At 71.9% G+C, this 25,411-nt stretch carries 26 protein-coding genes and 1 pseudogene; 8 read left to right on the top strand and 19 right to left on the bottom strand.

Annotated elements, in window-relative coordinates:
- Positions 1 to 57: 57 nt before the first annotated feature.
- Positions 58 to 2,379, top strand: a complete 2,322-nt coding sequence (locus tag AB0B29_RS06180) for a glycoside hydrolase family 3 N-terminal domain-containing protein (RefSeq protein ID WP_362234607.1) — start codon at positions 58 to 60, stop codon at positions 2,377 to 2,379.
- A 9-nt stretch (positions 2,380 to 2,388) separates the two neighbouring features.
- Here AB0B29_RS06180 and AB0B29_RS06175 read toward each other — a convergent pair whose 3' ends face one another.
- From AB0B29_RS06175 to tsaB, 4 genes are read right to left on the bottom strand one after another with little or no spacing between them, the layout of a single operon-like run.
- Entirely contained in the window at positions 2,389 to 2,646 is a 258-nt protein-coding gene (locus AB0B29_RS06175) for a hypothetical protein (RefSeq protein ID WP_362234604.1), read from the bottom strand.
- Positions 2,643 to 3,731 carry a tRNA (adenosine(37)-N6)-threonylcarbamoyltransferase complex transferase subunit TsaD gene (gene tsaD / locus AB0B29_RS06170; RefSeq protein ID WP_362234601.1) on the bottom strand — a complete coding sequence of 363 codons (1,089 nt, stop codon included), beginning with the start codon at positions 3,729 to 3,731 and terminating at the stop codon, positions 2,643 to 2,645. The genes AB0B29_RS06175 and tsaD overlap by 4 nt, the downstream gene beginning before the upstream one ends.
- Positions 3,724 to 4,230: a ribosomal protein S18-alanine N-acetyltransferase gene (gene rimI, locus AB0B29_RS06165; RefSeq protein ID WP_362234599.1), complete on the bottom strand. Its 507-nt coding sequence runs from the start codon at positions 4,228 to 4,230 to the stop codon at positions 3,724 to 3,726. Before rimI ends, tsaD begins: the two co-directional genes overlap by 8 nt.
- On the bottom strand, positions 4,227 to 4,880 hold the full coding sequence (gene tsaB, locus AB0B29_RS06160) for a tRNA (adenosine(37)-N6)-threonylcarbamoyltransferase complex dimerization subunit type 1 TsaB (RefSeq protein ID WP_362234596.1): 654 nt from the start codon (positions 4,878 to 4,880) through the stop codon (positions 4,227 to 4,229). Before tsaB ends, rimI begins: the two co-directional genes overlap by 4 nt.
- 113 nt (positions 4,881 to 4,993) lie before the next feature.
- Here tsaB and AB0B29_RS06155 point away from each other — a divergent pair, with 113 nt between their 5' ends.
- Positions 4,994 to 5,560: a hypothetical protein gene (locus tag AB0B29_RS06155; RefSeq protein WP_362234593.1), complete on the top strand. Its 567-nt coding sequence runs from the start codon at positions 4,994 to 4,996 to the stop codon at positions 5,558 to 5,560.
- A gap of 30 nt (positions 5,561 to 5,590) precedes the next feature.
- Here AB0B29_RS06155 and AB0B29_RS06150 read toward each other — a convergent pair whose 3' ends face one another.
- The 5 genes from AB0B29_RS06150 to AB0B29_RS06130 form a co-directional block, all read right to left on the bottom strand.
- The gene (locus AB0B29_RS06150) at positions 5,591 to 5,758 is read right to left on the bottom strand and encodes a hypothetical protein (RefSeq protein ID WP_362234590.1); all 168 of its coding nucleotides are present in this window, start codon (positions 5,756 to 5,758) and stop codon (positions 5,591 to 5,593) included.
- Positions 5,759 to 5,901: 143 nt separating this feature from the next.
- Positions 5,902 to 6,420, bottom strand: coding sequence for a tRNA (adenosine(37)-N6)-threonylcarbamoyltransferase complex ATPase subunit type 1 TsaE (gene tsaE / locus AB0B29_RS06145; protein WP_362234588.1), 519 nt, complete (start codon positions 6,418 to 6,420; stop codon positions 5,902 to 5,904).
- On the bottom strand, positions 6,389 to 7,648 hold the full coding sequence (locus tag AB0B29_RS06140; RefSeq protein ID WP_362234585.1) for an alpha/beta fold hydrolase: 1,260 nt from the start codon (positions 7,646 to 7,648) through the stop codon (positions 6,389 to 6,391). Before AB0B29_RS06140 ends, tsaE begins: the two co-directional genes overlap by 32 nt.
- Positions 7,649 to 7,753: 105 nt before the next feature.
- Positions 7,754 to 8,920, bottom strand: a complete 1,167-nt coding sequence (gene alr, locus AB0B29_RS06135) for an alanine racemase (RefSeq protein ID WP_362234582.1) — start codon at positions 8,918 to 8,920, stop codon at positions 7,754 to 7,756.
- Positions 8,921 to 9,220: 300 nt separating this feature from the next.
- Positions 9,221 to 10,651: an NAD(P)H-hydrate dehydratase gene (locus AB0B29_RS06130; protein ID WP_362234579.1), complete on the bottom strand. Its 1,431-nt coding sequence runs from the start codon at positions 10,649 to 10,651 to the stop codon at positions 9,221 to 9,223.
- Positions 10,652 to 10,839: 188 nt separating this feature from the next.
- On the opposite strand from AB0B29_RS06130, the gene AB0B29_RS06125 reads away from it, so the two are divergent.
- Together AB0B29_RS06125 and AB0B29_RS06120 are read left to right on the top strand one after the other, a co-directional pair.
- Positions 10,840 to 11,997 carry a hypothetical protein gene (locus AB0B29_RS06125; RefSeq protein WP_362234577.1) on the top strand — a complete coding sequence of 386 codons (1,158 nt, stop codon included), beginning with the start codon at positions 10,840 to 10,842 and terminating at the stop codon, positions 11,995 to 11,997.
- 51 nt (positions 11,998 to 12,048) lie between these two features.
- Positions 12,049 to 12,684 (top strand): annotated as a pseudogene (locus tag AB0B29_RS06120) (alpha/beta fold hydrolase); the annotation flags it as partial.
- On the opposite strand, the gene AB0B29_RS06115 reads toward AB0B29_RS06120, so the two are convergent.
- Entirely contained in the window at positions 12,668 to 13,039 is a 372-nt protein-coding gene (locus AB0B29_RS06115; protein WP_361867942.1) for a holo-ACP synthase, read from the bottom strand. The pseudogene AB0B29_RS06120 and the gene AB0B29_RS06115 overlap by 17 nt on opposite strands.
- A gap of 116 nt (positions 13,040 to 13,155) precedes the next feature.
- On the opposite strand from AB0B29_RS06115, the gene AB0B29_RS06110 reads away from it, so the two are divergent.
- Positions 13,156 to 13,557, top strand: a complete 402-nt coding sequence (locus AB0B29_RS06110; RefSeq protein ID WP_362234575.1) for a hypothetical protein — start codon at positions 13,156 to 13,158, stop codon at positions 13,555 to 13,557.
- Between the two features lie 148 nt (positions 13,558 to 13,705).
- Here AB0B29_RS06110 and glmS read toward each other — a convergent pair whose 3' ends face one another.
- The 3 genes from glmS to AB0B29_RS06095 all read right to left on the bottom strand — a co-directional run bounded on the left by glmS (position 13,706) and on the right by AB0B29_RS06095 (position 17,580).
- Positions 13,706 to 15,553 carry a glutamine--fructose-6-phosphate transaminase (isomerizing) gene (gene glmS, locus AB0B29_RS06105; RefSeq protein WP_362234573.1) on the bottom strand — a complete coding sequence of 616 codons (1,848 nt, stop codon included), beginning with the start codon at positions 15,551 to 15,553 and terminating at the stop codon, positions 13,706 to 13,708.
- A 126-nt stretch (positions 15,554 to 15,679) separates the two neighbouring features.
- Positions 15,680 to 16,495 carry an ABC transporter permease gene (locus AB0B29_RS06100; RefSeq protein WP_362234570.1) on the bottom strand — a complete coding sequence of 272 codons (816 nt, stop codon included), beginning with the start codon at positions 16,493 to 16,495 and terminating at the stop codon, positions 15,680 to 15,682.
- The gene (locus AB0B29_RS06095) at positions 16,492 to 17,580 is read right to left on the bottom strand and encodes an ATP-binding cassette domain-containing protein (RefSeq protein ID WP_362234568.1); all 1,089 of its coding nucleotides are present in this window, start codon (positions 17,578 to 17,580) and stop codon (positions 16,492 to 16,494) included. The genes AB0B29_RS06100 and AB0B29_RS06095 overlap by 4 nt, the downstream gene beginning before the upstream one ends.
- 201 nt (positions 17,581 to 17,781) lie before the next feature.
- Here AB0B29_RS06095 and coaA point away from each other — a divergent pair, with 201 nt between their 5' ends.
- Together coaA and AB0B29_RS06085 are read left to right on the top strand one after the other, a co-directional pair.
- Positions 17,782 to 18,750, top strand: coding sequence for a type I pantothenate kinase (gene coaA, locus AB0B29_RS06090; protein WP_362235640.1), 969 nt, complete (start codon positions 17,782 to 17,784; stop codon positions 18,748 to 18,750).
- A gap of 32 nt (positions 18,751 to 18,782) precedes the next feature.
- The gene (locus tag AB0B29_RS06085) at positions 18,783 to 19,721 is read left to right on the top strand and encodes a DUF389 domain-containing protein (RefSeq protein ID WP_362234566.1); all 939 of its coding nucleotides are present in this window, start codon (positions 18,783 to 18,785) and stop codon (positions 19,719 to 19,721) included.
- An 80-nt stretch (positions 19,722 to 19,801) separates the two neighbouring features.
- On the opposite strand, the gene glmM is transcribed toward AB0B29_RS06085, so the two are convergent.
- From glmM to AB0B29_RS06065, 4 genes are all read right to left on the bottom strand, one after another.
- Positions 19,802 to 21,160, bottom strand: a complete 1,359-nt coding sequence (gene glmM / locus AB0B29_RS06080; RefSeq protein WP_362234563.1) for a phosphoglucosamine mutase — start codon at positions 21,158 to 21,160, stop codon at positions 19,802 to 19,804.
- A 166-nt stretch (positions 21,161 to 21,326) separates the two neighbouring features.
- Complete coding sequence (gene rpsI, locus AB0B29_RS06075; protein WP_077796742.1) at positions 21,327 to 21,839, bottom strand: 30S ribosomal protein S9; 513 nt, start codon at positions 21,837 to 21,839, stop codon at positions 21,327 to 21,329.
- 42 nt (positions 21,840 to 21,881) lie between these two features.
- Entirely contained in the window at positions 21,882 to 22,325 is a 444-nt protein-coding gene (gene rplM / locus AB0B29_RS06070) for a 50S ribosomal protein L13 (protein WP_033308956.1), read from the bottom strand.
- Positions 22,326 to 22,542: 217 nt separating this feature from the next.
- Positions 22,543 to 22,854 carry a hypothetical protein gene (locus AB0B29_RS06065; RefSeq protein ID WP_362234560.1) on the bottom strand — a complete coding sequence of 104 codons (312 nt, stop codon included), beginning with the start codon at positions 22,852 to 22,854 and terminating at the stop codon, positions 22,543 to 22,545.
- Positions 22,855 to 22,928: 74 nt separating this feature from the next.
- On the opposite strand from AB0B29_RS06065, the gene AB0B29_RS06060 reads away from it, so the two are divergent.
- Entirely contained in the window at positions 22,929 to 23,795 is an 867-nt protein-coding gene (locus tag AB0B29_RS06060) for a hypothetical protein (RefSeq protein WP_362234558.1), read from the top strand.
- 7 nt (positions 23,796 to 23,802) lie between these two features.
- On the opposite strand, the gene truA is transcribed toward AB0B29_RS06060, so the two are convergent.
- Both truA and rplQ read right to left on the bottom strand, forming a co-directional pair.
- Positions 23,803 to 24,657 (bottom strand): tRNA pseudouridine(38-40) synthase TruA, encoded by an 855-nt coding sequence (gene truA, locus AB0B29_RS06055; RefSeq protein ID WP_362234555.1) that lies wholly within the window; start codon positions 24,655 to 24,657, stop codon positions 23,803 to 23,805.
- Positions 24,658 to 24,798: 141 nt separating this feature from the next.
- Positions 24,799 to 25,284 (bottom strand): 50S ribosomal protein L17, encoded by a 486-nt coding sequence (rplQ, locus tag AB0B29_RS06050; protein WP_362234553.1) that lies wholly within the window; start codon positions 25,282 to 25,284, stop codon positions 24,799 to 24,801.
- Between the last annotated feature and the right edge of the window lie 127 nt (positions 25,285 to 25,411).

The raw sequence follows: 25,411 nt of genomic DNA, 5'->3' as shown, positions 1-25,411 counted from the left end.
CGAAACATTCGTGAAAACGTTCGTGAGAGGGCCGTCCGTCCCCCCGACAGGAGCTTCATGACCACCGCGCCCTGGCGTGATCCCGCGCTGCCCGCCGCCGCCCGCGTCGACGACCTGCTCTCCCGGATGACCCTGGAGGAGAAGACCGCCCAGCTGTACGGCGTGTGGGTGGGCGCCGCGACGGACGGCGACGGGGTCGCTCCGCACCAGCACGACATGACCGTCGAGGCCTCGGAGGAGGAATGGGCCGAGCTGATCACCCACGGTCTGGGCCAGCTCACGCGCTCGTTCGGCACCGCCCCCGTCGACCCGGCGCTGGGCGCGCAGGCCCTGGCCCGCGCCCAGCGCCGTATCACCGCGGCCGGCCGCTTCGGCATCCCGGCGATCGCGCACGAGGAGTGCCTGGCCGGTTTCACCGCCTGGCAGGCCACGGCCTACCCGGTCCCGCTGGCCTGGGGCGCGACCTGGGACCCACCGCTGGTCGAGGAGATGGCCCGGCGCATCGGCGACGACCTGCGTTCGGCCGGCGTCCACCAGGGCCTGGCGCCCGTGCTGGACGTCGTACGCGATCCGCGCTGGGGCCGTGTGGAGGAGACGATCGGCGAGGACCCGTACCTGGTGGGCACGGTCGGCGCGGCCTATGTGCGGGGCCTGGAGTCGGCCGGGGTCGTCGCCACGCTCAAGCACTTCGCCGGGTACGCCTCCTCGGCCGGTGCCCGTAATCTCGCGCCGGTACGGGCCGGCGTCCGCGAGTTCGCCGACGTCACCCTGCCGCCCTTCGAGATGGCCCTGCGCGAGGGCGGCGCCCGCTCGGTGATGGCCGCCTACACCGAGACGGACGGGGTCCCGGCCTCCGCGGACCCCGGGCTGCTGACCCATCTCCTGCGCGAGGAGTGGGGCTTCACCGGCACGGTCGTCGCCGACTACTTCGGCATCGGCTTCCTCCAGACCCTCCACCGGGTCGCCGCGACCCCGGCCGGGGCGGCCCACGCGGCCCTCACCGCCGGCATCGACGTCGAACTGCCGACCGTCAAGTGCTACGGCCGGCCGCTGCTGGAGGCGGTCCGCTCGGGCGCGGTCCCCGAGGAGCTGGTGGACCGGGCGGCCCGTCGCGTCCTGCTGCAGAAGTGCGAACTGGGCCTGCTGGACGAGGACTGGACCCCGGAGCCCGCCACCGCGATCAACCTCGACTCGACGGGCAACCGTATCCTCGCCCGCCGCCTGGCGGAGGAGTCGGTGGTCCTGCTCGACAACCCCGACGGGCTGCTCCCGCTGGCCCCCGACACCCGCATCGCGGTGGTCGGCCCCCGGGCCGCCGACGCCCTGGCCATGCTGGGCTGCTACTCCTTCCCGTCCCACGTCCTGACCCACCACCCCGGGGTGCCGACCGGTATCGAGATCCCGACCGTGCTGGACGCCCTGCGCACCGAACTCCCCGACGCCAAGGTGACGTTCGCGCAGGGCTGCGACGTGACGGACCCGGACACCGGGGGCTTCGAGGAGGCCGTCGCCCGCACCGCCGAGGCGGACGTGTGCGTGGCGGTCCTCGGCGACCGGGCGGGCCTGTTCGGCCGCGGCACCTCGGGCGAGGGCTGCGACGCCACGGACCTCGGCCTGCCGGGCGCCCAGGGGGAACTGCTGGACGCGTTGACCGCCACCGGCGTGCCCGTGGTGCTGGTGCTGCTGACCGGCCGCCCCTACGCCCTGGGCCGCTGGCACGGCCGCCTCGGGGCGGTCGTCCAGGCGTTCTTCCCGGGGGAGGAGGGCGGCCCGGCGGTCGCGGGCGTCCTGTCGGGCCGCGTGAGCCCCTCGGGCCGCCTGCCGGTCAGCGTCCCGCGGGTACCGGGCGGGCAGCCCTGGACCTATCTCCAGCCGCCGCTGGGTCTCGCGGGCGAGGTCAGCAACCTCGACCCGACCCCGCTGTACGCCTTCGGCCACGGCCGCTCGTACACGGCGTTCGCCTGGGAGGACTGCTCGGCGACGGCACCGGCCGAGGTCGGTACGGACGGCTCCCACGACGTGTCGGTGACCGTCCGGAACACCGGCGAGCGCGAGGGGGCGGAGGTGGTGCAGCTGTACCTGCACGACCCGGTGGCCTCGGTGACCCGCCCCGACGTCCGGCTGATCGGCTACCGGCGGGTGGAGCTGGCCCCGGGCGAGGCGGCCCGGGTCACGTTCCGCTTCCACGCGGACCTGTCGGCGTTCACCGACCGCTCGGGCCGGCGGGTGGTCGAACCGGGCGCCCTGGAACTACGGCTGGCCGCCTCCAGCGCGGACGTACGGCACACCGCGCACCTCACCCTCACGGGCCCGGTGCGGGCGCTCGGCACGGAGCGGCGGCTGCGCTGCGAGACGGAGGTGTCCCCCGTCCTCGGCTGAACGGCCCGGTCAGCCGACCGCCACCGACTCGAACCGCCAGCGATGCACCGCCCGGGTGACCAACTCACCGTCCGGCTCGGGCAGTTCGGGCAGCTCGGCGTCGAAGGGTGCGTCCCACCAGGTGAGGACGAGGACCCGGTCCCGGGGTGCCCGGAAGGTCTCCCGGCGCAGGGGCTCACGGGGGAGGTCCTGGGCGCGCGCCCAGGCCAGCAGGTCCTCGCCCCGCCCTTCGGACGCCCGGGCCTCCCACATCAAGGCGACCGTCACGAGTAGAGGTTCTCCTTGCTGACCTCGTGGACATGGTCGTGGTCGCCCGGGACGTGAGGCTCCGTCACCGGCAGTGAGGAGTCGGCCGACAGGTCCCAGCTCGACGCGGCCCGGTTCCGGGCGACCATCTCGGCGCCCAGGGCGGCGACCATCGCGCCGTTGTCCGTGCACAGCTTGGGCCGGGGCACGCGCAGCCGGATCCCGGCGGCCTCGCAGCGCTCCTGGGCGAGGACGCGCAGCCGGGAGTTGGCGGCCACACCTCCGCCGATCATCAGGTGGTCGACGCCCTCGTCCTTGCAGGCCCGGACGGCCTTGCGGGTCAGCACGTCCACGACCGCCTCCTGGAAGGACGCCGCCACGTCCCGTACCGGCACCTCCTCCCCCGCCGCCCGCTTGGCCTCGATCCAGCGCGCCACGGCGGTCTTCAGCCCCGAGAAGGAGAAGTCGTAGGCCGGGTCGCGCGGGCCGGTCAGACCGCGCGGGAAGGCGATCGCGGCCGGGTCGCCCTCCTTCGCGTACCGGTCGATGACCGGGCCGCCGGGGAAGCCGAGGTTCAGCACCCGGGCGATCTTGTCGAAGGCCTCGCCGGCCGCGTCGTCGATGGTGGCGCCCATCGGGCGGACGTCGGAGGTGATGTCGGAGGACAGCAGCAGCGAGGAGTGGCCGCCGGAGACCAGCAGTGCCATGGTCGGCTCGGGCAGCGCGCCGTGCTCCAGCTGGTCCACGCAGATGTGCGAGGCGAGGTGGTTCACGCCGTAGAGGGGCTTGCCGAGGGCGTAGGCGTAGGCCTTGGCCGCGGAGACGCCCACCAGGAGGGCACCGGCGAGTCCGGGACCGGCGGTGACGGCGATGCCGTCGAGGTCGCGGGCGGTGACGCCCGCCTCCTTCAGGGCCCGGTCGATGGTGGGGACCATCGCCTCCAGGTGGGCGCGGCTCGCGACCTCCGGGACGACCCCGCCGAAGCGGGCGTGCTCGTCGACGCTGGAGGCGACGGCGTCGGCCAGCAGGGTGGTGCCCCGGACGATGCCGACGCCGGTCTCGTCGCAGGAGGTCTCGATTCCCAGTACGAGGGGTTCGTCAGCCATTGATCTCGGTTCCTTGTACGGAGTTCTCGGGGGAGGTCAGGCGCATCACCAGGGCGTCCACGTTCCCGGGCTGGTAGTAGCCGCGCCGGAAACCGATGGGCTCGAAGCCGAAGCGCTCGTAGAGCTTCTGTGCGCGGACGTTGTCGACCCGGCATTCCAGCATCACCTCGGCGCACTCGAAGGTGGTGGCCGCCCGCAGCAGTTCGGCCAGCAGCCGTCCGCCGAGGCCGGTGCCCCACCGCTCGCGGGCCACGGCGATGGTCTGGACGTCGGCCTGCTCACCGGTGGCGACGAGACCGGCGTACCCGGCGATCCCGGCGCCGGAGTCGGCGACCACGTACCGCCGGTTGGCCTCGGGCCCGCGCGCGTGGGCGAGCTCGGACCAGAACATGCCGCGGGACCAGGCGTCCTCGGGGAAGAGGTCCCGTTCCAGTTCCAGCACGGGGTCGATGTCCCACCAGCGCATCTCGCGCAGCGTGCACGTCACGGGTTCGGTCACTTGGGGGTGACCACCTTGTAGTTCTTGGGGACCTGGGCGTCGGGGCGGCGCAGGTACAGCGGCCGGGGCGCGGGGAGTTCCTCCCCGGCCGCCAGCTTCTCGGCGGCCAGCCGAGCGAGGGCGGCGGCGGAGACGTGCTCCGGCTCGTGCGCCCTGGGGAAGGTCTCCGGGTACAGCAGCGCGCCCGCGCCGACCGCGGGCAGCCCCGCGACCTGCTCGGCGATGTCGGCGGGCCGGTCCACGGCCGGGTCGGTCACCCGGGTGCGGGAGTCGGTGTAGCGGGCCCAGTACACCTCCTTGCGGCGGGCGTCGGTGGCGACGACGAACGGGCCCTGCAGGTCGGCGGCGTAGGCGAGGCCGTCCAGCGTGCACACACCGTGCACCGGGACGCCGAGCGCGAGCCCGAAGGTGTCGGCGGTCATCAGGCCGACGCGCAGCCCGGTGTACGGTCCCGGACCGATCCCGGCGACGATGCCGGTGACGGCGTCGAGCCGCAGACCGGCCTCGGTGAACACGCGGTCGATCGCCGGCAGCAGCAGTTCCCCGTGCCGCCGTGCGTCCACCTGACTCGACGAGGCGATGACATCGCGTCCGTCGTGCAGCGCGACGGTGACAGCGGGCGTGGCGGTATCCAGAGCGAGCAAGAGCACGCAAACAGCCTACGGCTCCCCGGGGCCCGGCACGGTCGCGCCTGCCGGGTCGTCACCTGCTGCTACGGTCACCTACCGTCACGGTGTCGATACAAGACGTGAGGGGGATGCCGGTGTCCGCCAGCAGCTCGGGAATCGTGGCCGGGCTCACCGCCGCGGCCCTCGCGACGGTCGGCTACCTCGCCCACCAGGCCGCCGAGACCGTCCCGGCCGGTCTGGGCAGGGCGGCGAAGGCCGGTGTCGCCCCGGCGGCCGGTACGTCGAAGGCGCCCCAGGTCGAGAAGGACCCCACCGCACTGCCCGCCGACTCCGGGAAGGGTGCCCGGGTCGTGTACTCGCTGCGCGGCGACCGGGTGTGGCTGGTCGCCGGTGACGAGGCGATCAGCCGTACGTTCGAGGTCGACCCGAGCGCGGTGGACCCGGCCCCGGGCACGTATGCGGTGACGTCCCGTTCCAACTTCGTCACCGGCTCCGACGGCGTTCCGGTCGAGCACGTGGTGCGCTTCGCCAGTGTGGACGGCGTGGTCATCGGCTTCAGCGCGGCCGTGAACGAGTCGGCGCCCCCGGCCCCCGCCCGCGGCCCGAAGGTCCGCACGGGCGGCATCCGCGAGTCCCGCGTGGACGGCGACGCGATGTGGACGTTCGCGACGATCGGCCGCACGGTCGTGGTCGTCCGTTAGACCCCTGGCACGGGGCGGGCCCCAGGGCCGCTAGGCCGCTTCGCGGTGCTCGGCGCTCCGCCGGGAGACCTCGGGGTCGGGTGCGCGCGGGGGCGTGGAGAGCAGCGCCGCCGCCTCGCCGGCCGCCAGCAGGTCGCGCATGGACACCCCGGCGACCGCGAACCACTGCGGCTGCCCCTTGCTCTCTGTAGCCGACATGGACGCCTCCCGAAGGGCCGGGGCAACGTGGTTAGGCACACCTAACCACTGACTGGATACCATGTGACCACGCACAAGACGCCGGATGCAACATCTTGCCGACGTCTTGTCGGAACGTCCACCGAATGCCCGCGCACCGGGACTCAGGCGGCGAGCACGCTCAGGTCGGCCGTGGCCCAGCGGTCCCCCACACCGGTGACCGTCATCTGCCGGACCTCGTCGGTCGTGTCGCCCACCGCCCGGTGGATCACGACCTGGAGCCGGTCCTCGGTCAGCTCCTCGACCTTGCCCTCACCCCACTCCACGACCACCACGGAATCGGGCAGCGAGACATCGAGGTCGAGGTCCTCCATCTCGTCGAGACCGCCGGAGAGCCGGTAGGCGTCGACATGGACCAGGGGCGGCCCGTCGCCCAGTGCGGGGTGCACGCGGGCGATCACGAACGTCGGCGAGGTGACGGCCCCGCGCACGCCGAGCCCCTCGCCCAGCCCGCGGGTCAGCGTCGTCTTGCCCGCGCCGAGCTCCCCGCTGAGCATCACCAGGTCGCCCGCGCGCAGCAGTTTCGCGAGCCGGCGGCCCAGCTCCCGCATCTGCTCGGGGGACGTGACGACGATCTGGACGGAACCGGGCTCAGCCGGGCTGTGCGGTGCTGGTGCTTCCATAGCCCTTCACGGTAGCCCCTGCGGGCACGGCACCCGTGCGGGTGAGCAGGTCGGCGAGGCGGTCGGTGACCACTTCCGGGTGTTCCAGCATCACCAGGTGACCCGCGTCCGGCACCAGCACCAGCTCGGCGTCCGGCAGCAGATCGGCGATGGCCTCGCTGTGCTCACTCGGCGTGACCAGGTCCTGCACCCCGGCCAGTACGAGGACCGGCTGGTCGGCGAAGTGGGCGAGCGCCTCGGTCTTGTCGTGGTCGTTGAACGCCGGGTAGTACTCGGCGACCACGTCGATCGGAGTGCTCTCGATCATCCGCTCGGCGAACCGGGCGACGGCCGGGTCGACGTCCCGGGACGCGAACGAGTACCGCTTGATGATCCCGGCGAACAGATCCGCGGTCGCCCGGCGTCCCTTCTCCACCAGCTCGGCCCGCTGCCCCAGCGCCTTCAGCACCCCGGGCAGCACCCGCCGCACCGCGTTGACGCCGGCGACGGGCAGGCCGTAGTTGACCTCGCCCAGCCGCCCCGAGGACGTGCCCACGAAGGCGACCCCGACGACCCGCTCGCGGATCAGCTCCGGGTACTGGTCGGCCAGCGCCATCACCGTCATGCCGCCCATGGAGTGCCCCACGAGCACCAGCGGCCCCTCGGGTGCCGCCGCGTCGATGACGGCCTTCAGGTCCCGGCCCAGCTGCTCGATGGTGACCGGCTCGTCGTCGCGCGTCTGGGCCACGCCCCGTCCGGACCGGCCGTGGCTGCGCTGGTCCCAGTGCACGGTCCGTACGACGCCCCGCAGGGCCGCCCGCTGGAAGTGCCAGGAATCCTGGTTGAGGCAGTAGCCGTGGCTGAACACGACGGTGACGGGAGCGGGTGACTTCCGGCCGAACAGCCGGCGGCGGCGCGGGCCGATGGCGGCGGGGGCGGCCTCCTCGTCGAGGTCGTCGACCTCGTAGTACAGCTCCGTGCCGTCGTCGGCGAAAGCCTTGCCGGGCATGCCCCGCAGGGAGCCGTACGGCCCCGCCGAGTCCAGGGCGAGCCGGGCCTTCTGGCGCATGCCGCGGCCGACCGTCATCCGCTCCAGGGCGACACCGGCGGCCGCGCCCGCGGCCACCACGCCTATCGCCACGCCGGCGATGCCGGTCGCCCGGCGCCAGCCTCCCGCCGCCCCCGCGGCGGAGGCCGCGACGGCCGCGGAGGCGACGTCCACGACGACCTCCGCGCTGCTCTCGCTCACGTACCGCTCCTCTTCGCCGGGCCGATCGGGTGACTCGCCGGGTCCGGTGATGCTGATGTTGCCCTTGTGACTGCCGTTTCTCGCGTGACCGGTTCTCTGTGCGAGTTACCCGTCCTGTCCCTCATTCACATAGACGCGAGGAACGCGCGTTCCGATCCGGGTCACGATCTCGTAGGCGATGGTTCCGGCCGCCTGGGCCCAGTCCTCCGCGGTGGGCTCACCGCGGTCGCCGGGCCCGAAGAGGACCGCCCGGGCTCCCGCCGCGGGTTCGTCGCCCCCCAGGTCCACCACGAACTGGTCCATGGCGACCCGTCCGGCGATCGTGCGCCACTTGCCCTCGACCAGCACCGGCCCGGCCGAGGAGGCGTGCCGCGGGATGCCGTCCGCGTAGCCCAGCGGAACCAGGCCGAGGGTGGTCGGGCCGGGTGTCACGTACCGGTGGCCGTAGCTGACGCCGTGCCCGCCCGGTACGTGTTTGACCAGGGCCAGCGAGGCGGACAGCGTCATCACCGGGCGCAGCCCGAAGTCGGCCGGGGTGCCGAGCTCGGGGCTGGGCGAGATGCCGTAGGTGGCGATGCCGGTGCGGACCAGGTCGAAGTGGCTCTCGGGGAGCGTGAGGGTGGCCGGGGAGTTGGCGATGTGCCGGACCTCGGGCCGTACGCCCTTCCCTTCGGCGTGGGCGACCATGTCCCGGAACACGGTGAGCTGGGCGGTGATGGAGGGGTGCCCCGGCTCGTCGGCGCAGGCGAGGTGCGACCACAGCCCGGTGACGCGCAGCAGCCCCTCGGCCTCGGCCCGCAGCGCCGCGTCGACGAGCGCGGCCCAGTCGTCCCCGGGCTGGCACCCGTTGCGTCCGAGGCCGGTGTCGGCCTTCAGCTGCACACGGGCGGGCCGGTCGGCTCCCCGGGCCGCCGCGACGACCTCCTCCAGGGCCCACATGCCGCTGACCGACACGTCCAGGTCGGCGTCGATCGCCTCGCGCCACGGCCCTCCGGGCGTCCACAGCCAGCACATGATGCGGCCCGGCAGCCCGGCGGCCCGCAGGGCGAGGGCCTCCTCGGGCGTGGCCGTGCCCAGCCAGCTCGCACCGGCGTCGAGCGCCGCGCGGGCGCACGGCACAGCCCCGTGCCCATATGCCTCGGACTTCACCACGGCCATCACGGCCGCGCCCGGCGCATGGGCGCGCAGGGCCCGCACATTGGCCCGCAGGGCCGCCAGGTCGATCTCGGCGCGGGCCCGCAGGGGCGCGGTCGGGGCTGTTCTCTCGCTCATCGCGCCCAGTGTCTCAGAGCGCCCCGATGGCGGGTCGGCTACGTACCTCTGTGCGTCCCCAGGGGCAGACCGGCGTGGCATCGAGCCGCGGCGGTGTACGGCGATCCGCACCGGGAGGACGGCCCGGGCGGCCCGACCGCCGCCGACCCATGGTTCCCGTACCGCCATCGGAGTGGTTTCCCTCGCGCCCGCACACACCTCGGGCCATCACCCCCGGCACACTCCGCCGAGCCCCCGGCACCGCCCTGCGCCCCGCCCCCGTGGGCCACCCCGCCCGGCCCGCGCAGACACCTCGGGCCGTCACCCCAGCACATTCCGCCAAGCCCCCGGCAGCGCCGCGGCCACGTCGTGTGCCCCCACCGGCGCCCCGTCCGCCGCCAGCCGGCCGGCCAGACCGTGCAGGTACGCCCCGGCACTCCCCGCATCCACCGCGCACAACCCCGCCGCCAGCAGTGATCCGGCGAGCCCCGACAGCACGTCTCCGCTCCCGGCCGTGGCCAGCCACCCCGTGCCCGTCGGGTTCACCCGCACCGCGCCGCCCCCCGGGTCGGCCACCAGCGTCGTGGATCCCTTCAGCAGCACGGTCGCCCCGTACCGCCGGGCCAGCTCCCGGACCGCCGCCAGCCGGCCGCCCTCGACCTCCGCCCGGTCCACGCCCAGCAGGGCCGCCGCCTCCCCTGCGTGCGGCGTCATCAGCGTCGGCGCCCGCCGCCCCCGCACGACCCCGGCGTCGGCCAGCCGCAGTCCGTCCGCGTCGATCAGCACCGGCACGTCCGCCGCCAGCACCTCCGCCACCGTCGCGGCGTCGTCCCCGGCCCCCGGTCCGACGACCCACGCCTGCACTCGCCCCGCATGCTTCGGCCCCTGGTCCGACACGAGCGTCTCGGGAAACCGCGCGATGACCGCGTCCCCGGCCGGCCCGACGTACCGCACCGCCCCGGCCCCGCCCCGCAGCGCCCCGGAGACGGCGAGCACGGCGGCCCCCGGGTACCGCGCCGACCCGGCGGCGATGCCGACCACGCCCCGCCGGTACTTGTCGCTCTCCGCCCGCGGCAGCGGCAGCAGCCGGGCCACGTCGTCGTGCTGCAACGCCTCCAGCTCCGGCTCGGCCGGCAGCTCCAGCCCGATGTCGACCAGCCGCACCGACCCCGCGTACTCGCGGGCGGGATCGATCAGAAGCCCGGGCTTGTGCGTCCCGAACGTCACGGTCAGGTCGGCCCGCACGGCGTCCCCGTGCACCTCCCCGGTGTCGGCGTCGACACCGCTGGGCAGATCGACCGCGACCACGGCCCCCCGGGTCCGTCCGGCGGCGGCGGCCAGCGGCACCGCGTCCGGCCGCAGCCCGCCCTTCCCCCCGATCCCGACGATCCCGTCGAGGACGAGGTCCGCGTCCTCGACGAGCGCCTCGCCCTGGCCGGTCCCCGCGACCCGCCCCCCGGCCCGCCGCAACGCCGCGAGCCCCGCCGCGTGCGCCCGGTCCGGCGCGAGCAGCACCGCGGTGACCCCGGCCCCCCGGCGGGCCAGCCGGGCACCGGCGTACAGGGCGTCACCCCCGTTGTCGCCGCTGCCGACCAGCAGCACGACCCTGCTCCCGTACACCCGCCCCAGCAGGTCGGCGCAGGCCGCGGCGAGTCCGGCGGCGGCGCGTTGCATCAGTGCCCCCTCCGGCAGCCGCGCCATCAGCTCCCGTTCGGCGTTCCGGACCGTCTCCACGCTGTACGCAGTACGCATGCGGTCGAGTTTCCCTCGGGACCACCGGGCCATTCCCTCTCACACGCACCTCCCGCATCTCCCTGCTCTGCGATCCGTGCCGCGGCCATTGACGGTTCAACGGCCCTTTGCCAGACTCCCGGCCGCACAGAAAGCGCTTGCAGAACGTGCGCACTCCCCCCCCCACATCCGACGAAACCGAGGCCCCCATGGGACGCAGAGCCGCCGCATTACTCGCCGCCGTCGCCGCCACCGCCCTCCTCACCACCGCCGGCACCCTGACCGAACCCGCCACGGCCGCCCCCTCACGCGCACTGGCCTGCGGAGACGGCTCCTACCAGGCCGAGGCCGTGCAGAGCGGCAGCAACTGGACCGCCCGGCGCGGCGGCAGCACGGTCTACACCGGCACCGACATGCGCGCGGCGGTCCAGGCCGCGGTCAACAGCCTCACCTCCGGGCGCACCACGAAGGAACGGGTCGTGGTCCGCGGCTCGGGCTCCCTCTCGGCCGACTCCCGCATCTCCCTGCCGAGCTACACCGTCCTCGACGTCTGCGGCACCATCAACGTCACCGGCAGCGGTTCGGGCGACCAGGCACCGGTCTACTCCCGCGGCACCCGCGACATCGAGGTCCAGAACCTCAAGCTCACCGGCACCCCGCTCTACGGCATCTTCCTGCGCAACGTCCAGAACGTGGTGCTCGGCCAGATCGACATGCGCCTGAGCCGCGGCCTGGGCGTCCGCATCGACAACCGCGGCGACACCAGCCAGTGGACGCGCAACGTCCGCATCGACAACGTCTACGTATCCGGCGCCTCCAGCCACGCGGTCGAGACGTACGGCGTCGACGGCATCACCATCGGCACGGTGACGGCCCGTAACGTCGGCGAGTCGGGCCTGCTGCTCAACCAGACCATCAACGCCCAGGTCACCAAGGTGGACGCCGAGAACGCCGGCACGGGTACCGGCTACGCCGCCTTCCGCATGGCCAACCGCAACGGCCGGGTCGGCAGCGGCTACCCCACCAACATCCGCGTCGGCGAGGTCGTCGCGCGCGGCGGCGGACGGGGCGTGTTCTGCGTCTCGGAGAGCGGTGGGGCCGTCATCGACAAGGTGACGCTCTCGCAGACCGGCAACAACTCGGTCCTGATCGAGAACTGCTACAACGTCAGCCTCGCGGCGCAGAGCGGCACGATCACCGGCGGCGGCGAGCTGCGCCTGGCCGCCCGCTCGGAGTTCCCCAACAACAGGGACATCACCATCCAGAACCTGACGGTCACCAACTCGGCCATCAGGGAGAGCCCGTGCGGCGAGAACACGACGTTCCGCAACATCACCCGGGTGAACAGCAGCCAGTCGATCTGCTGACCTGCCCCCTGCCCGCCAGCCCCGCCTCCACCCGGCCGGGGCTGCGGGACCGGAGAGCGCCGGTGCCTGCGGAGCACCCCTCACGGGTCGCCGCCGTCGCCCCGAGCTGCGAACCTCGACACCCACACCGACCAGGTGGCCGGGATCATCGACCGCGGCGACGGGACGCCCGTCGCGCTGTGCGGACACAGCTATGGCGGGATGGTGATCGCCGGAGTCGCGGATCGGCTCGGCGACCGCCTCGACCAGCTCGTCTTCATCGACGCCTACGTCCCGGACGACGGCGATTCGTGCTGGTCCCTGACCAGCGACAGCTTCCGCGAGTCGTTCATCACCGGCGCCCGCGCCGACGGCCGATGGGTCGCGGTGCCCGAGGGGCTCGACCCGCGCGCGCGACCGCACCCGATGGCGAGCTTCGTCCAGTCGCTCAGACTGGGAGGCAACCCCGGCCGCGCGCCCGGCCGGACGTTCATCAGCGGCGGGGCGTGGACGGGCAGCCCGTTGGTGAACCTGACCGAACGGCTGCGCAACGACTCGGCCTGGCGGGTGCACGAGATTCCCGTCGGCCACAACATCGCCCGCCGCGACCCGCACAGCCTCGCGGCCGTCCTCAGCGCATTGCCGCCCGGGTCCTGGCGCTTCCCGCCCGGGCCCTCACCCAGGGGCACTCTCACCCCTCGGCGATGACCACCGCGGAGGCGACGCCCGCATCGTGACTCAGCGACACGTGCCAGCTCCGCACGCCCAGCTCGGCGGCCCGGGCGGCCACCGTCCCGGTCACCCGCAGCCAGGGCCGCCCGGTGTCCTCGACACACACCTCGGCGTCGGTCCACAGCAGCCCCGGCGGAGCACCGAGCGCCTTGGCCAACGCCTCCTTGGCCGCGAACCGCGCGGCGAGCGAGGCAACCCCCCGCCGCTCTCCGCTGGGCAGCAGCAACTCCCGCTCCACGAAGAGCCGTCCGGCCAGCGCGGGCGTACGCTCCAGTGAAGCCGCGAACCGCTCGATCTCGGCAACGTCGATGCCGACCCCGATGATGCTCATGGGCAGCACCCTACGGGGACGGGCCGGATCCTGCGGGAAAGGCTCCCGAGGCGCCGCCCGCACCACCCCTCGATCTTCAACTTCCGTTTCTCGATGTAGAGTTCGCGCTGATCGCGATGAGCAAACGGCATCGCACCAAACGGGAGGACACCGATCCCATGAAGTTCAAGTCCCTGGGCGCCGCACTGACCACCGCGGCCCTGATAGGCACCGCCCTCACGGCCACCGTCGCCACGGCCGGCACCGCCGCCGCCGTGACCAAGCCGGCCTGCAACAGCGCGCTGACCAACGTGAAGCCCAAGGCGACCGTCAACCTCCGCAGCCAGCCCAAGACGAGCTCGACCGCTCTCGGCACCTGGGGCAAGGGCCAGGCCGGTGGCATCTGCTTCGACGGCAGCAAGCCCGTCGCGGGCGGCAGCTACACCGCCTGCGGCAAGACGAGCAACAAGTGGTACTTCGGCGGCCCCAACAGCACCAGCGTGGAAGGCTGGGTCCCGGCGACCTGCCTGCCCATCTGAGCACCTGACGGCCTGACAGGGTGCCCATCCGGGGCGAACACCTGACGGCCTGACAGGGTGCCCGTCCGAGGCGAGCACCTGACCGGCTGAACCGAGGGGCGAAGGGCATCCGGCCCTTCGCCCCTCGGCGCTCATTCCGGCTTCCCGCTCACTCCACCGTCACCGACTTCGCCAGGTTCCGGGGCTGGTCCACCTCGTTGCCGCGGGCCGTCGCCAGCTCACAGGCGAACACCTGGAGCGGCACCGTCGCCACGAGCGGCTGCAGCAGGGTCGGCGTGGCGGGAATCCGGATCAAGTGGTCCGCATACGGCACTACCGCCTCGTCACCCTCCTCCGCGATCACGATCGTCCGCGCACCCCGCGCCCGGATCTCCTGGATGTTGGACACGATCTTGTCGTGCAGCAGCGACCGGCCGCGCGGCGAGGGCACCACCACGACCACCGGCAGGTCCTCCTCGATCAGGGCGATCGGCCCGTGCTTCAGCTCCCCGGCCGCGAACCCCTCGGCATGCATGTAGGCGAGTTCCTTGAGCTTCAGCGCGCCTTCGAGCGCCACCGGATAGCCCACGTGCCGCCCGAGGAACAGCACCGTCTTCTTGGTGGCCAGCGTGCGTGCCAGCTCCCGCACCGGCTCCATCGTGCCCAGCACCTGATCCACCGCACCGGCGATCGAGGACAGGTCGCGGATCACCGCCCGGATCTCGTCGCCCCACTTCGTACCGCGCACCTGGCCCAGGTACAGGGCGACCAGGTAGCACGCCACGAGCTGCGTGAGGAACGCCTTGGTCGAGGCGACGGCGACCTCCGGCCCGGCGTGCGTGTACAGCACCGCGTCCGACTCGCGCGGGATCGTCGAACCGTTGGTGTTGCAGATCGCCAGCACCCTGGAGCCCTGCTCGCGGGCGTGCCGCAGCGCCATCAGCGTGTCCATGGTCTCGCCCGACTGGGAGATGGCGATCACCAGCGTCTGCGCGTCGAGGATCGGGTCCCGGTAGCGGAACTCGCTCGCCAGCTCCACCTCGCAGGGCAGCCGCGTCCAGTGCTCGATGGCGTACTTGGCGATCATCCCGGCGTGGAAGGCCGTGCCGCAGGCGACGATGACGACCTTGTCGATCTCCCGCAGCACCCCCTGCGGGATCCGCACCTCGTCCAGAGTCAGCGACCCGGACCCGTCGATCCGGCCCAGCAGCGTGTCGGCGACCGCCTTGGGCTGCTCGGCGATCTCCTTGAGCATGAAGTAGTCGTAGCCGCCCTTCTCGGCGGCCGACGCGTCCCAGTCGACGTGGTACGACCGCACGTCCGCCGGGCGGCCGTCGAAGCCCGTCACCGTCACGCCGTCCCGACGCAGCTCCACCACCTGGTCCTGGCCGAGCTCGATCGCCGAGCGCGTGTGGGCGATGAACGCGGCGACGTCCGACGCGAGGAAGGCCTCGCCCTCGCCGACACCGACCACCAGCGGCGAGTTGCGCCGCGCACCCACGACCACGTCCGGCTCGTCGGCGTGCACGGCGACCAGGGTGAACGCACCCTCCAGCCGCCGGCACACCAGCCGCATCGCCTCGGCGAGATCCTCGCAGGAGGAGAACTCCTCGGCGAGCAGATGCGCCACGACCTCGGTGTCCGTCTCGGAGGACAGCTCGTGGCCGCGTTCCGCCAGCTCGGCCCGCAGCAGGGCGAAGTTCTCGATGATGCCGTTGTGCACCACCGCGACCCGTCCCGCGTTGTCGATGTGCGGGTGGGCGTTGGTGTCCGTCGGCCCGCCGTGCGTGGCCCAGCGGGTGTGCCCGATGCCCGTCGCCCCCGTCGGCAGCGGTCTGCCGTCCAGTTCCTTCTCCAGGTTGAGCAGCTTGCCGGCCTTCTTCGCCGTCGCGAGCCCCCCGTCGGCCAGGACGGCGACGCCCGCCGAGTCGTACCCCCGGTACTCCAGCCGCTTCAGCCCGGCCATCACGACCTCGAGCGCGGACTGCGGCCCCACGTAACCCACGATTCCACACATGACGCGCAGCCTACGGGCCGATGCTCTCCGAAAACCCCTTCAGCGTGCCCGGAATCGGAAATGATCGCGCCTTTCGCGGCCCCGCAACGGCGACTTTCGCTCCCGCCGCTTCGACGCCCGAGCGCCTCAGACCTTCGCCCGGTAGGCCCGCATGGCCAACGGGTAGAACACCAGCGCGATGCCCGCCGCCCACACCAGCGACCACAACACCGGCTCCGCGACCGCCCCGCCCAGCAGCAGCCCCCGGAACGCATCCGACAGGTGCGTCACCGGATTGACGTCGCTCCACGCCTGGAGCCAGCCCGGCATCGTGTCGACGACGACGAACGCGCTGCTGGTGAAGGTGATCGGGAAGATGAGTGTGAAGGCGAACGCCTGGACCTTCTCGGCGTCGCCCGCCAGCATCCCGATCAGCACCGCGCTCCAGGACACGGCCGCGGCGAACACCACCACCAGTAGTGTGCCGAGCAGGAACCCGCCGACCCCGCCGGTGATGCGGAAGCCGAGGGCCAGGCCGAGGCCGATCATCAGCAGCAGCGCCCACAGGTGCTTGGCGAGGTCGGCGGTGATCCGGCCGATGAGCGGGGCGGAGCGGGCGATGGGCAGGCTGCGCAGCCGGTCGAAGACGCCCTTGGTGAGGTCGGTGTTGAGCGCCATCGCCGTGTACATCGTCATGAACAGGGTGTTCTGCACGATGATCCCGGGCAGCGCGTACTTCAGGTACGCGTCGGGTGAGCCGGCCATCTGCCCGCCCAGCACATAGGTGAACAGGAACACGAACATGATCGGCGTGATGCTGTAGTCGACCAGTTCGAGCGGGTTGTGCTTGACGGCGACCAGGCTCCGCCAGGCCATCGTGAAGGTCTGCCGCAGCCCGGCGAGGGGCGGCACCCGGCCCGACTCGGTGACCGGTGCGGTGAGGGTGCCGGCGGTCGCGGTCATGACCGGCTCACCGCCTTCTCGCGCCCGTCGTCGTCACGGACGGAGTCGTCACGGTCGGTGCCGCCGCGGTCGGTGCCGCCGCGGTCTCTCGGGTCACGATCGGCGCCGTCACCGTCGTGGGCGGCCGCGCCGCCGTCCTCCTCGGCCTTGCCCGGCTCGGCGCGGTGGCCGGTCAGGGAGAGGAAGACCTCGTCGAGCGAGGAGCGGCGCAGGGCCAGCTCTCCGACCGCGATGCCCTCCCGGTCCAGCGCACGGACCACGGCCGGCATCAGTTCGGGGTCCTTCACCGGGGCGGTGACCGTCTCGCCCTCGATCCGTGCCGCCGGCCCGGCGGCCCCGGCCACCAGCGCGTGCGCCCGCGCCAGGTCCTGCCCGACGATCGGCCTGAGCTCCAGCACCTGGTCGCCGACCTGCGCCTTCAACTGGTCAGGCGTGCCCTCGGCGATCACCCGGCCCTTGTCGATCACCACGATGTCATCGGCGAGGACATCGGCCTCGTTCAGATACTGCGTGGTCAGCAGCGCGGTCGCACCGTCCGCGACCAGGCCGCGCAGCAGGTCCCACAGCTCACCACGACTGTGCGGATCGAGGCCGGTGGTCGGCTCGTCGAGGAAGAGGATGCTGGGCCGGCCGACGAGGCTGGCCGCGAGGTCCAGGCGTCTGCGCATGCCGCCCGAGAAGGTCTTCGCGGCTCGTCCGGCCGCGTGGGTCAGATGGAACCGCTCCAGCAGTTCACCGGCCCGCGCCTTCGCCTCCCGCCTCGGCAGACCCAGCAGCCGTCCGATGAGCAGCAGGTTCTCCGTGCCGGTCAGGTTCTCGTCGACCGCCGCGTACTGTCCGGTCAGCCCGACGAGGGAGCGTACGACCCCGGCCTCCCCGACCACGTCGTGGCCGGCCACCCGGGCTCTTCCGCGGTCCGGGCGCAGCAGCGTCGCGAAGATCCGCACCGCGGTCGTCTTCCCCGCACCGTTGGGGCCCAGCAGCCCGAGCACCGTGCCCTTGCGGGCCGCCAGGTCGACGCCCGCCAGTGCCTCAGTCTCCTTGAACCGCTTGACCAGGCCTTCCGCTTCTATCGCGTACGTCATGGGTACTCCCAGGCGTTCGTGGACCCCGGACCGGGCCCACCCTTTCCACAACTGTGACGCACGCCACTGACATTCCTCCTGGATCGGCCTCTCTCATACCGAAGCCGGGTGAAGAGGGGCGAACGGTGTGCGTGATGGATCCCACCTCACCATCCGTTCGTACGCCCGTAACAATGGACTGTGATCTCTCCGGTCTCCTCGATGCCCCGGAGCGCCCACCGGCCCCGCCCGGAGGCGACTCCCTACGTCGACCTCACCCGAGCCGAGTGGAGTGCGCTGCGTGACAAGACGCCGCTTCCGCTGACGGCCGCGGAGGTCGAGAAGCTGCGCGGTCTCGGCGACGTGATCGACCTCGACGAGGTGCGGGACATCTACCTCCCGCTGTCCAGACTTCTCAACCTCTACGTCGGTGCCACCGACGGCCTCAGAGGCGCGCTGAACACGTTCCTGGGCGAGCAGGGCTCCCAGTCGGGCACCCCGTTCGTCATAGGGGTCGCCGGTTCGGTCGCCGTGGGCAAGTCGACGGTCGCGCGCCTCCTGCAGGCCCTGCTCTCGCGCTGGCCCGAGCACCCGCGCGTCGAGCTGGTCACCACCGACGGCTTCCTGCTGCCCACGAAGGAGCTCCAGGCCCGCGGCCTGATGTCCCGCAAGGGCTTCCCGGAGTCCTACGACCGCCGGGCCCTGACCCGTTTCGTCGCCGACATCAAGGCCGGCAAGAACGAGGTCACCGCGCCCGTCTACTCCCACCTGATCTACGACATCGTCCCCGACAAGAGGCTCACGGTCCGCCGCCCCGACATCCTGATCGTCGAGGGCCTGAACGTCCTCCAGCCGGCCCTGCCCGGCAAGGACGGCCGTACCCGCGTCGGCCTCGCCGACTACTTCGACTTCAGCGTGTACGTCGACGCCCGCGTCGAGGACATCGAGACCTGGTACCTCAACCGCTTCCGCAAGCTGCGCAAAACCGCCTTCCAGGACCCGTCCTCGTACTTCCGCAAGTACACCCAGGTCTCCGAGGAGGAGGCCCTGGACTACGCCCGGACGATGTGGCGCACGATCAACCGGCCCAACCTGGTGGAGAACATCGCGCCCACCCGCGGCCGCGCCACCCTGGTCGTGCGCAAGGGCCCGGACCACAAGGTGCAGCGGCTGAGCCTGCGCAAGCTGTGACGTCCGGGGGAAAGACCGGTTAGATGGGCGCCATGCTCCATCTGCGTCTGATCACACCGGCCGACAGGACCGACGAGGTGGTCCTGCTGATCGAGAAGACGGTCGGCACCACCCACCTGGTCGTGATGCCGGGCGTCTCCCGCGACCCCGCCGGGGACGTGGTGATGTGCGACGTGGCCCGCGAGGCGGGCGACGAACTCCTTGCCGGGCTGCGGGAACTGGGCATCGACACCACCGGTTCCATCGCCGTCGAATCCATCGACCTGTCCCTGTCCGAGCGGGCCGACAAGGCGGAGGCCGACGCACCGGGCGAGGGCGCGGACGCGGTGCTGTGGGAGCAGCTGACCGAGGCGACGCACGAGGAGTCGACCCTCTCCGTCACCTACCTCGCCTTCATCATGCTCGCCACCATGATCGCCGCCTGTGGTGTGGTCCTGGACAACGCGATCCTGATCGTGGGCGCCATGGCGGTGGGCCCCGAGTTCGGTCCCCTCACCGGCATCTGCACCGCGATCGTCCGGCGCCGACCGCGCCTGGCCCTGCGCTCGCTGATCGCGCTGCTGGTGGGCTTCGCCGTGGCGATGGCGGTGACGGTGGGCTTCAGCCTCTTCATGGACGCCGTCGGCCTGTTCAGCGAGCATCAGCTCAGCGCCGACCGCCCGAACACCGGCTTCATCTACGCCCCCGACAAGTTCTCCTTCATCGTGGCGGTCCTGGCCGGCATCGCCGGCACCCTTTCCCTGACCTCGGCCAAGTCGGGCGCCCTGGTCGGCGTGGCCATCTCGGTCACCACCATCCCGGCCGCGGCGAACGCGGCCGTGGCCCTGAGCTACGGCGACACGCAGCAGACGTGGGGCTCCACGGAACAGCTCCTGCTGAACCTGCTGGGCATCATCGTGGCGGGCACGGCTACGTTGCTGGCCCAGAAGTGGTTCTGGGCTGAGCAACGCAAGCGCGCGAACGCCCTATAGGGCAGCGCCCCAGGGGCGCGACGAGCCACGGACAACCCGCGGCCCGCAGACCACCGCAGCCCCGCTCCCAGGCCGGCCTCTCAGCCCAGTGCGGACTTCACCACATCAGCCAACCGCCCTGCAACGGACCGAGCCTGCTCGATATCGGCCGCCTCGACCATCACCCGGACCAACGGCTCGGTCCCGGAGGGCCGCAGCAGCACCCGCCCGGTCTCCCCGAGCTCCCGCTCCGCATCCGAGACCGCCGCCGACAGCTCCGCGGAGGTCTTCACCCGCGTCCTGTCGACATCCGGCACATTGATCAGCACCTGCGGCAGCCGCTTCATGACGCCGGCGAGATCCGCCAGCGTGCGCCCGCTCTGCGCCACCCGCGCCGCCAGCAGCAGCCCGGTCAGCGTCCCGTCACCGGTCGTCGCGTGGTCGAGGATGATGACGTGCCCGGACTGCTCGCCGCCGAGGGCGAACCCGTGCTCCTTCATCTCCTCCAGCACGTACCGGTCGCCGACGGCGGTCTGCACCAGCCGGATGCCCTCGCGCTCCATGGCGAGCTTGAACCCGAGGTTCGACATCACCGTGGCGACGACCGTCTCGGACCGCAGCGCGGAGCGCTCCCGCATCGCCAGCGCGAGCACGGCGAGGATCTGGTCCCCGTCCACCTCCGCGCCGGTGTGGTCGACGGCGAGGCACCGGTCGGCGTCACCGTCGTGCGCGATACCGAGATCGGCCCCGTGCTCGACGACGGCGGCCTTGATCTTGTCCAGGTGCGTCGACCCGTACCCGGCGTTGATGTTGAGCCCGTCGGGCTCGGCCCCGATCGTGACGACCTCGGCACCGGCCTGCTGGAACGCCTCCGGCGAGACCCGGGCCGCGGCGCCGTGCGCCTCGTCGAGGACGACCTTCAGCCCGTCGAGCCGGTTGGGCAGGGCACCCAGCAGATGCGCGACGTACCGGTCGGAGCCCTCCTCGTAGTCGCGTACGCGGCCCACGCCGGACCCGGTCGGCCGGTCCCACGGGGCGCCGGTGCGGTGCTCCTCGTAGACGGACTCGATGCGGTCCTCCAGCTCGTCGGCGAGTTTGTGCCCGCCACGGGCGAAGAACTTGACGCCGTTGTCCGGCATGGCGTTGTGGCTGGCGGAGAGCATCACACCGAGGTCGGCGCCGAGCTCACCGGTCAGGTACGCCACGGCGGGCGTCGGCAGCACACCGACCCGCAGGACGTCCACGCCGGCGCTGGCGAGGCCCGCGACCACGGCGGCTTCCAGGAACTCCCCGGACGCACGGGGGTCACGCCCGACCACGGCCTTGGGCCGGTGTCCCTCGAACGTGCCCGCCTCGGCCAGTACGTGTGCCGCGGCCACGGAGAGGCCCAGGGCCATTTCCGCCGTCAGGTCCGCGTTGGCGACACCGCGCACGCCGTCCGTGCCGAAGAGTCGTCCCACAGTGGTGTCCTCCGAATTGCTGAAGAGAATGCGGCTCACATCCCCGAGTGCACCCCCTGAGACTGTCCGGGGGCTGTAGGGGTTGTGTAAACGAAACCGCCCCGGCAGCACAACCGTGCCGCCGGGGCGATCGTTGCGAAGCCAGTCGCCAGGACGGGCGTCGCGTTTAGCGCTTGCTGTACTGCGGCGCCTTGCGGGCCTTCTTCAGACCGGCCTTCTTGCGCTCGACCGCACGGTCGTCGCGCTTGAGGAAGCCGGCCTTCTTCAGCGGGCCGCGGTTGTTGTCGACGTCCGCCTCGTTCAGCGCACGGGCGACACCGAGACGGAGCGCACCGGCCTGGCCGGAGACACCGCCACCGGCGATGCGGGCGATGACGTCGTAGCGGCCCTCGAGCTCGAGAACCTTGAACGGCTCGTTGACTTCCTGCTGGTGCACCTTGTTCGGGAAGTAGTCCTCGAGGGTGCGACCGTTGATCTTCCACTTGCCGGTGCCCGGGACGATCCGGACACGGGCGATGGCGTTCTTGCGACGACCCAGGCCGGCGGCCGGCTGGGGCTCACCGAAGCGGGACGCCATGGACTCCGAGGTGTACTCGCCCTCGACGGGGACCTCGGACTCGGTGGTGTAGCTGTCGATGTCGATCTCTTCGAGCGGCTGCTCGGCAGTGGTCTCGGCCACGATGCTCCTCAGATTCTCTTCAGTCTTAGGGGGTGGCCGGACTTACTGCGCGACCTGGGTGATCTCGAACGGCTGCGGCTGCTGCGCGCCGTGCGGGTGCTGGTCACCCTTGTAGACCTTCAGCTTCGAGAGCATCTGACGGCCCAGCGTGTTCTTGGGGAGCATGCCCTTGACGGCCTTCTCGATGGCCTTCTCGGGGTTCTTGTCGAGCAGCTCGTCGTAACGGACGGAGCGCAGACCACCCGGGTAGCCGGAGTGGCGGTACGCCATCTTCTGGGTCCGCTTGTTGCCGGACAGGTGCACCTTGTCCGCGTTGATGATGATGACGAAGTCACCAGCGTCGACGTGGGGGGCGTAGATCGGCTTGTGCTTGCCCCGGAGGAGCGTCGCGGCAGTGGTGGCGAGACGGCCCAGGACAACGTCCTGAGCGTCGATGACGTGCCACTGGCGCGTCACATCGCCGGGCTTGGGGCTGTACGTACGCACGGTTCGTAGCCTTCGCTTCGAGTGAATGGTCCATAACTGGTCACCGAAACGATCACGACAGCCTGGACCGCACTGCGGCGACGCATACCGCGTACGTGGGGTCGCTGGTCATCGGCCCGGTGGACCGGTGTAAGGGCCCGTCCCGTGAGAATGAGCAAGCCAATACACAACGAACAAGCAGAATACCGGGGCAGCCCACAAGGGTCAAAACGCGGTATCACCGCAGCCGCTCGGTCACCGAGACACACAGGGCGGCACAGAGCGTGACGACCCTGCGCAGCGTGCGCCGCCGAGGCGGCCGTACATACGGGAACACCGACGAGACGAGCACGTCCACGGCCACCGCGGCACACCACCGCAGCACGGACATGCCACCACGCGGACGGCGCAGCGCCCCCAGCGCCCCCACCACGACCGACGGCCACACCCCGGCCGCGAGGGCCGGCCAGGACAGCAGACACACCAGCAGCACCACGGTCGACAGCAGTCGCCCCAACCACCCGCAGATGTCGCCTTTGCCCGTGCGCATGGGAGGAACGCTAGGGGTTCGGGAGCCCAACCGGGCGGACCAGCACACCCCTTGTCCCGTCTAAGATGCGCCCCATGAGCTTTGGGCAGGGGGGACCTCAGTCCCAGTGGGATCCCTGGAAACCGCAGTCGCAGCAGCCCTGGAACAGCGGGGGCGGCCAGTCTCCGGACTGGGCAGCGCTCGCTGAGGCCTCCGAGGCGCGCAACAAGCGACGACGAATCCTGCTGATCGGCGGCGGCGCGTTCGCCACGGTCGCGATCGGCACGGCCGTCGCGGTGGCCGTCGTCTCTGCGGGCGGCGACAACCAGGGCACCCCGACCTCCCTGCCCTCGTCCGACATCCCCAGCCAGTCCGCCTCGGCCCCGTCCTTCGCCCCGACCAGCGCCCCGCCGCCGCTCGACCCGAAGGACTTCATCGCCAGCGCCAAGAAGGACAAGGCCCCGCTCAGCCCGGACACGCTCTTCCCGGGCACCCAGCTCACCGTGGGCGAGACGGTCTACAAGAAGGGCCCCACGGCGGACACCAGGGAGTGCGCCTCGGCGGCCGGCGGCACCCTTCCCAAGATCCTCACCGGGAACGACTGCACCCGCCTGATACGGGTGACCTACGTCAAGGACGGCATCGCGGTGACGGTCGGCGTGGCCGTCTTCGACACCGAGGCACAGGCCGCCAAGGCAAGGGCCCAGTCCACCAAGAAGAGCTACATCAAGTCGCTCTCCGGCGGTGGCGTGAAGCCCTTCTGCGAGTCCGGCTTCTGCCGCACCACCGGCAACTCCTACGGCCGCTACGCCTACTTCAGCAACGCCGGGTTCACCAGCGGCAAGGACGTGACGCCCAAGGACACCGCGGTCTACCGGACCGGTGACGACCTGGTCCAGTTCACGTTCAACCAGATCCGCCGCCGCGGCGAGGCCCAGGCCTCGGCCGCGGCCGACGAGTGAGCCGACGTCAGCAGCAGCCGGCCGACGGCAGCGACCGCTTGTTCCGCGCCTCCTTGCTGCGCGCGGCGAGCAGTTCGTCGGCCGGGTAGCCGACCTCCTCCAGCGTCAGCCCGTGCGGCCGTACGACGTGCACGGCCGAGTCCCGTACGCCGGCCGCCAGCACCTTCCCCGGCCAGTCCGCCGGCCGGTGCCCGTCCCCGACGAACAGCAGCGCCCCGATGAGCGAGCGCACCATGTTGTGGCAGAAGGCGTCGGCCCGCACGGTGGCGGTGATGATCCCGTCGCCACCGCGCACCAGGCTCAGCTCCTGCAGCGTGCGGATGGTGGTCGCCCCTTCCCGCTTCTTGCAGTAGGCGGCGAAGTCGTGCTCCCCCAGCAGACGGTGCGCGGCCTCGTTCATGGCGTCGACGTCGAGGGGCCAGTCGTGCCACAGCACATGGCTGCGCAGCAGCGGGTCGACGCCCCCGGGGTTGTCCGTGACCCGGTACGCGTACCGCCGCCAGACCGCCGAGAAACGGGCGTTGAAGCCGCTCGGCGCCTCCCTGAGGGCCCAGACCCGTACGTCCCGGGGCAGCCGGCCGGCCAGCCGCTTCAGCAGCTTCTGGTGGTGCTCGGCCCACACCTCACGCGGCAGATCGACGTGGGCGACCTGCCCCCGCGCGTGCACCCCGGCGTCGGTGCGCCCCGCGACGGTCAGCTCGTACGTCTCTCGCGACCGCGTCACGGTCCGCAGGGCGTCCTCGATCTCCCCCTGCACGGTCCGCCGCCCCCCGGCCTGCTTGGCCCACCCGGAGAACTCACTCCCGTCGTACGACAGGTCCAGGCGGATACGAACGCACCCGGGCGTCACTTCATCACTCACGCAGAGATCCTCTCAAAACAAAAAGGCGGGCCCGCTCCTGGAAAGGAACGGGCCCGCCAACGCCCCTGAAGGGGCGCGGGGAACTGCGCGAACAACCACGACGATGCCGCAGCCGCCGACGCACAGCCCCCGGCAGAACGCTTACGCGTCCTTGGACTCCTCGGCGTCCTCGACCTTGGTCGTGTCGACCTGGGCCTCGGCAGTCTCGGCGTCCTTCGCGGCGCGCTTGGTCGCGGCCTCGGCCTCGCCCGTCGCCTCCTGCGCCACCGTCAGCGCCTCGACCAGCTCGATGACGGCCATGGGCGCGTTGTCGCCACGGCGGTTACCGATCTTGGTGATGCGGGTGTAGCCACCCGGACGGTTCTCGTAGCGCGGGCCGATCTCGGTGAAGAGCGTGTGCACGATGCTCTTGTCCGTGATGACCTGGAGCACCTGACGGCGGTTGTGAAGGTCGCCCTTCTTCGCCTTGGTGACCAGACGCTCGGCGTACGGACGCAGCTTGCGCGCCTTCGCCTCGGTGGTGGTGATGCGGCCGTGCTCGAACAGCGCCTTCGCGAGGTTCGCGAGGAGGAGCTTCTCGTGCGCGGCACTGCCGCCCATACGGGCACCCTTGGTGGGCTTCGGCATGGTGTTTCTCCTAGGTGTCTGCCCCGGCCGTATCAGGTACCGGGGTCAGTATCTGAGCAGACGGTCGCCTGTCAGAGATCCGGGAGCCGCCCCACAGGGGCGCTCCCGGAAGGGGCGCGGGGCGGTG

The sequence above is a fragment of the Streptomyces tibetensis genome (assembly GCF_040647715.1).
GTDB classification, from domain to species: domain Bacteria; phylum Actinomycetota; class Actinomycetes; order Streptomycetales; family Streptomycetaceae; genus Streptomyces; species Streptomyces tibetensis_A.
This window is presented reverse-complemented; position numbering and strand designations above follow the sequence as displayed.

What these genes read in the sequence shown, in the direction of transcription:
- AB0B29_RS06180 (WP_362234607.1), top strand. Translation starts at nt 58, where the DNA reads ATGACCACCGCGCCCTGGCGTGATCCCGCGCTGCCCGCCGCCGCCCGC.
- tsaD (WP_362234601.1), bottom strand. Translation starts at nt 3,731, where the DNA reads ATGGCTGACGAACCCCTCGTACTGGGAATCGAGACCTCCTGCGACGAG.
- AB0B29_RS06150 (WP_362234590.1), bottom strand. Translation starts at nt 5,758, where the DNA reads ATGTCGGCTACAGAGAGCAAGGGGCAGCCGCAGTGGTTCGCGGTCGCC.
- tsaE (WP_362234588.1), bottom strand. Translation starts at nt 6,420, where the DNA reads ATGGAAGCACCAGCACCGCACAGCCCGGCTGAGCCCGGTTCCGTCCAG.
- alr (WP_362234582.1), bottom strand. Translation starts at nt 8,920, where the DNA reads ATGAGCGAGAGAACAGCCCCGACCGCGCCCCTGCGGGCCCGCGCCGAG.
- AB0B29_RS06130 (WP_362234579.1), bottom strand. Translation starts at nt 10,651, where the DNA reads ATGCGTACTGCGTACAGCGTGGAGACGGTCCGGAACGCCGAACGGGAG.
- AB0B29_RS06125 (WP_362234577.1), top strand. Translation starts at nt 10,840, where the DNA reads ATGGGACGCAGAGCCGCCGCATTACTCGCCGCCGTCGCCGCCACCGCC.
- AB0B29_RS06115 (WP_361867942.1), bottom strand. Translation starts at nt 13,039, where the DNA reads ATGAGCATCATCGGGGTCGGCATCGACGTTGCCGAGATCGAGCGGTTC.
- AB0B29_RS06110 (WP_362234575.1), top strand. Translation starts at nt 13,156, where the DNA reads ATGAGCAAACGGCATCGCACCAAACGGGAGGACACCGATCCCATGAAG.
- glmS (WP_362234573.1), bottom strand. Translation starts at nt 15,553, where the DNA reads ATGTGTGGAATCGTGGGTTACGTGGGGCCGCAGTCCGCGCTCGAGGTC.
- AB0B29_RS06100 (WP_362234570.1), bottom strand. Translation starts at nt 16,495, where the DNA reads ATGACCGCGACCGCCGGCACCCTCACCGCACCGGTCACCGAGTCGGGC.
- AB0B29_RS06095 (WP_362234568.1), bottom strand. Translation starts at nt 17,580, where the DNA reads ATGACGTACGCGATAGAAGCGGAAGGCCTGGTCAAGCGGTTCAAGGAG.
- coaA (WP_362235640.1), top strand. Translation starts at nt 17,782, where the DNA reads ATGCCCCGGAGCGCCCACCGGCCCCGCCCGGAGGCGACTCCCTACGTC.
- AB0B29_RS06085 (WP_362234566.1), top strand. Translation starts at nt 18,783, where the DNA reads ATGCTCCATCTGCGTCTGATCACACCGGCCGACAGGACCGACGAGGTG.
- AB0B29_RS06065 (WP_362234560.1), bottom strand. Translation starts at nt 22,854, where the DNA reads ATGCGCACGGGCAAAGGCGACATCTGCGGGTGGTTGGGGCGACTGCTG.
- AB0B29_RS06060 (WP_362234558.1), top strand. Translation starts at nt 22,929, where the DNA reads ATGAGCTTTGGGCAGGGGGGACCTCAGTCCCAGTGGGATCCCTGGAAA.
- rplQ (WP_362234553.1), bottom strand. Translation starts at nt 25,284, where the DNA reads ATGCCGAAGCCCACCAAGGGTGCCCGTATGGGCGGCAGTGCCGCGCAC.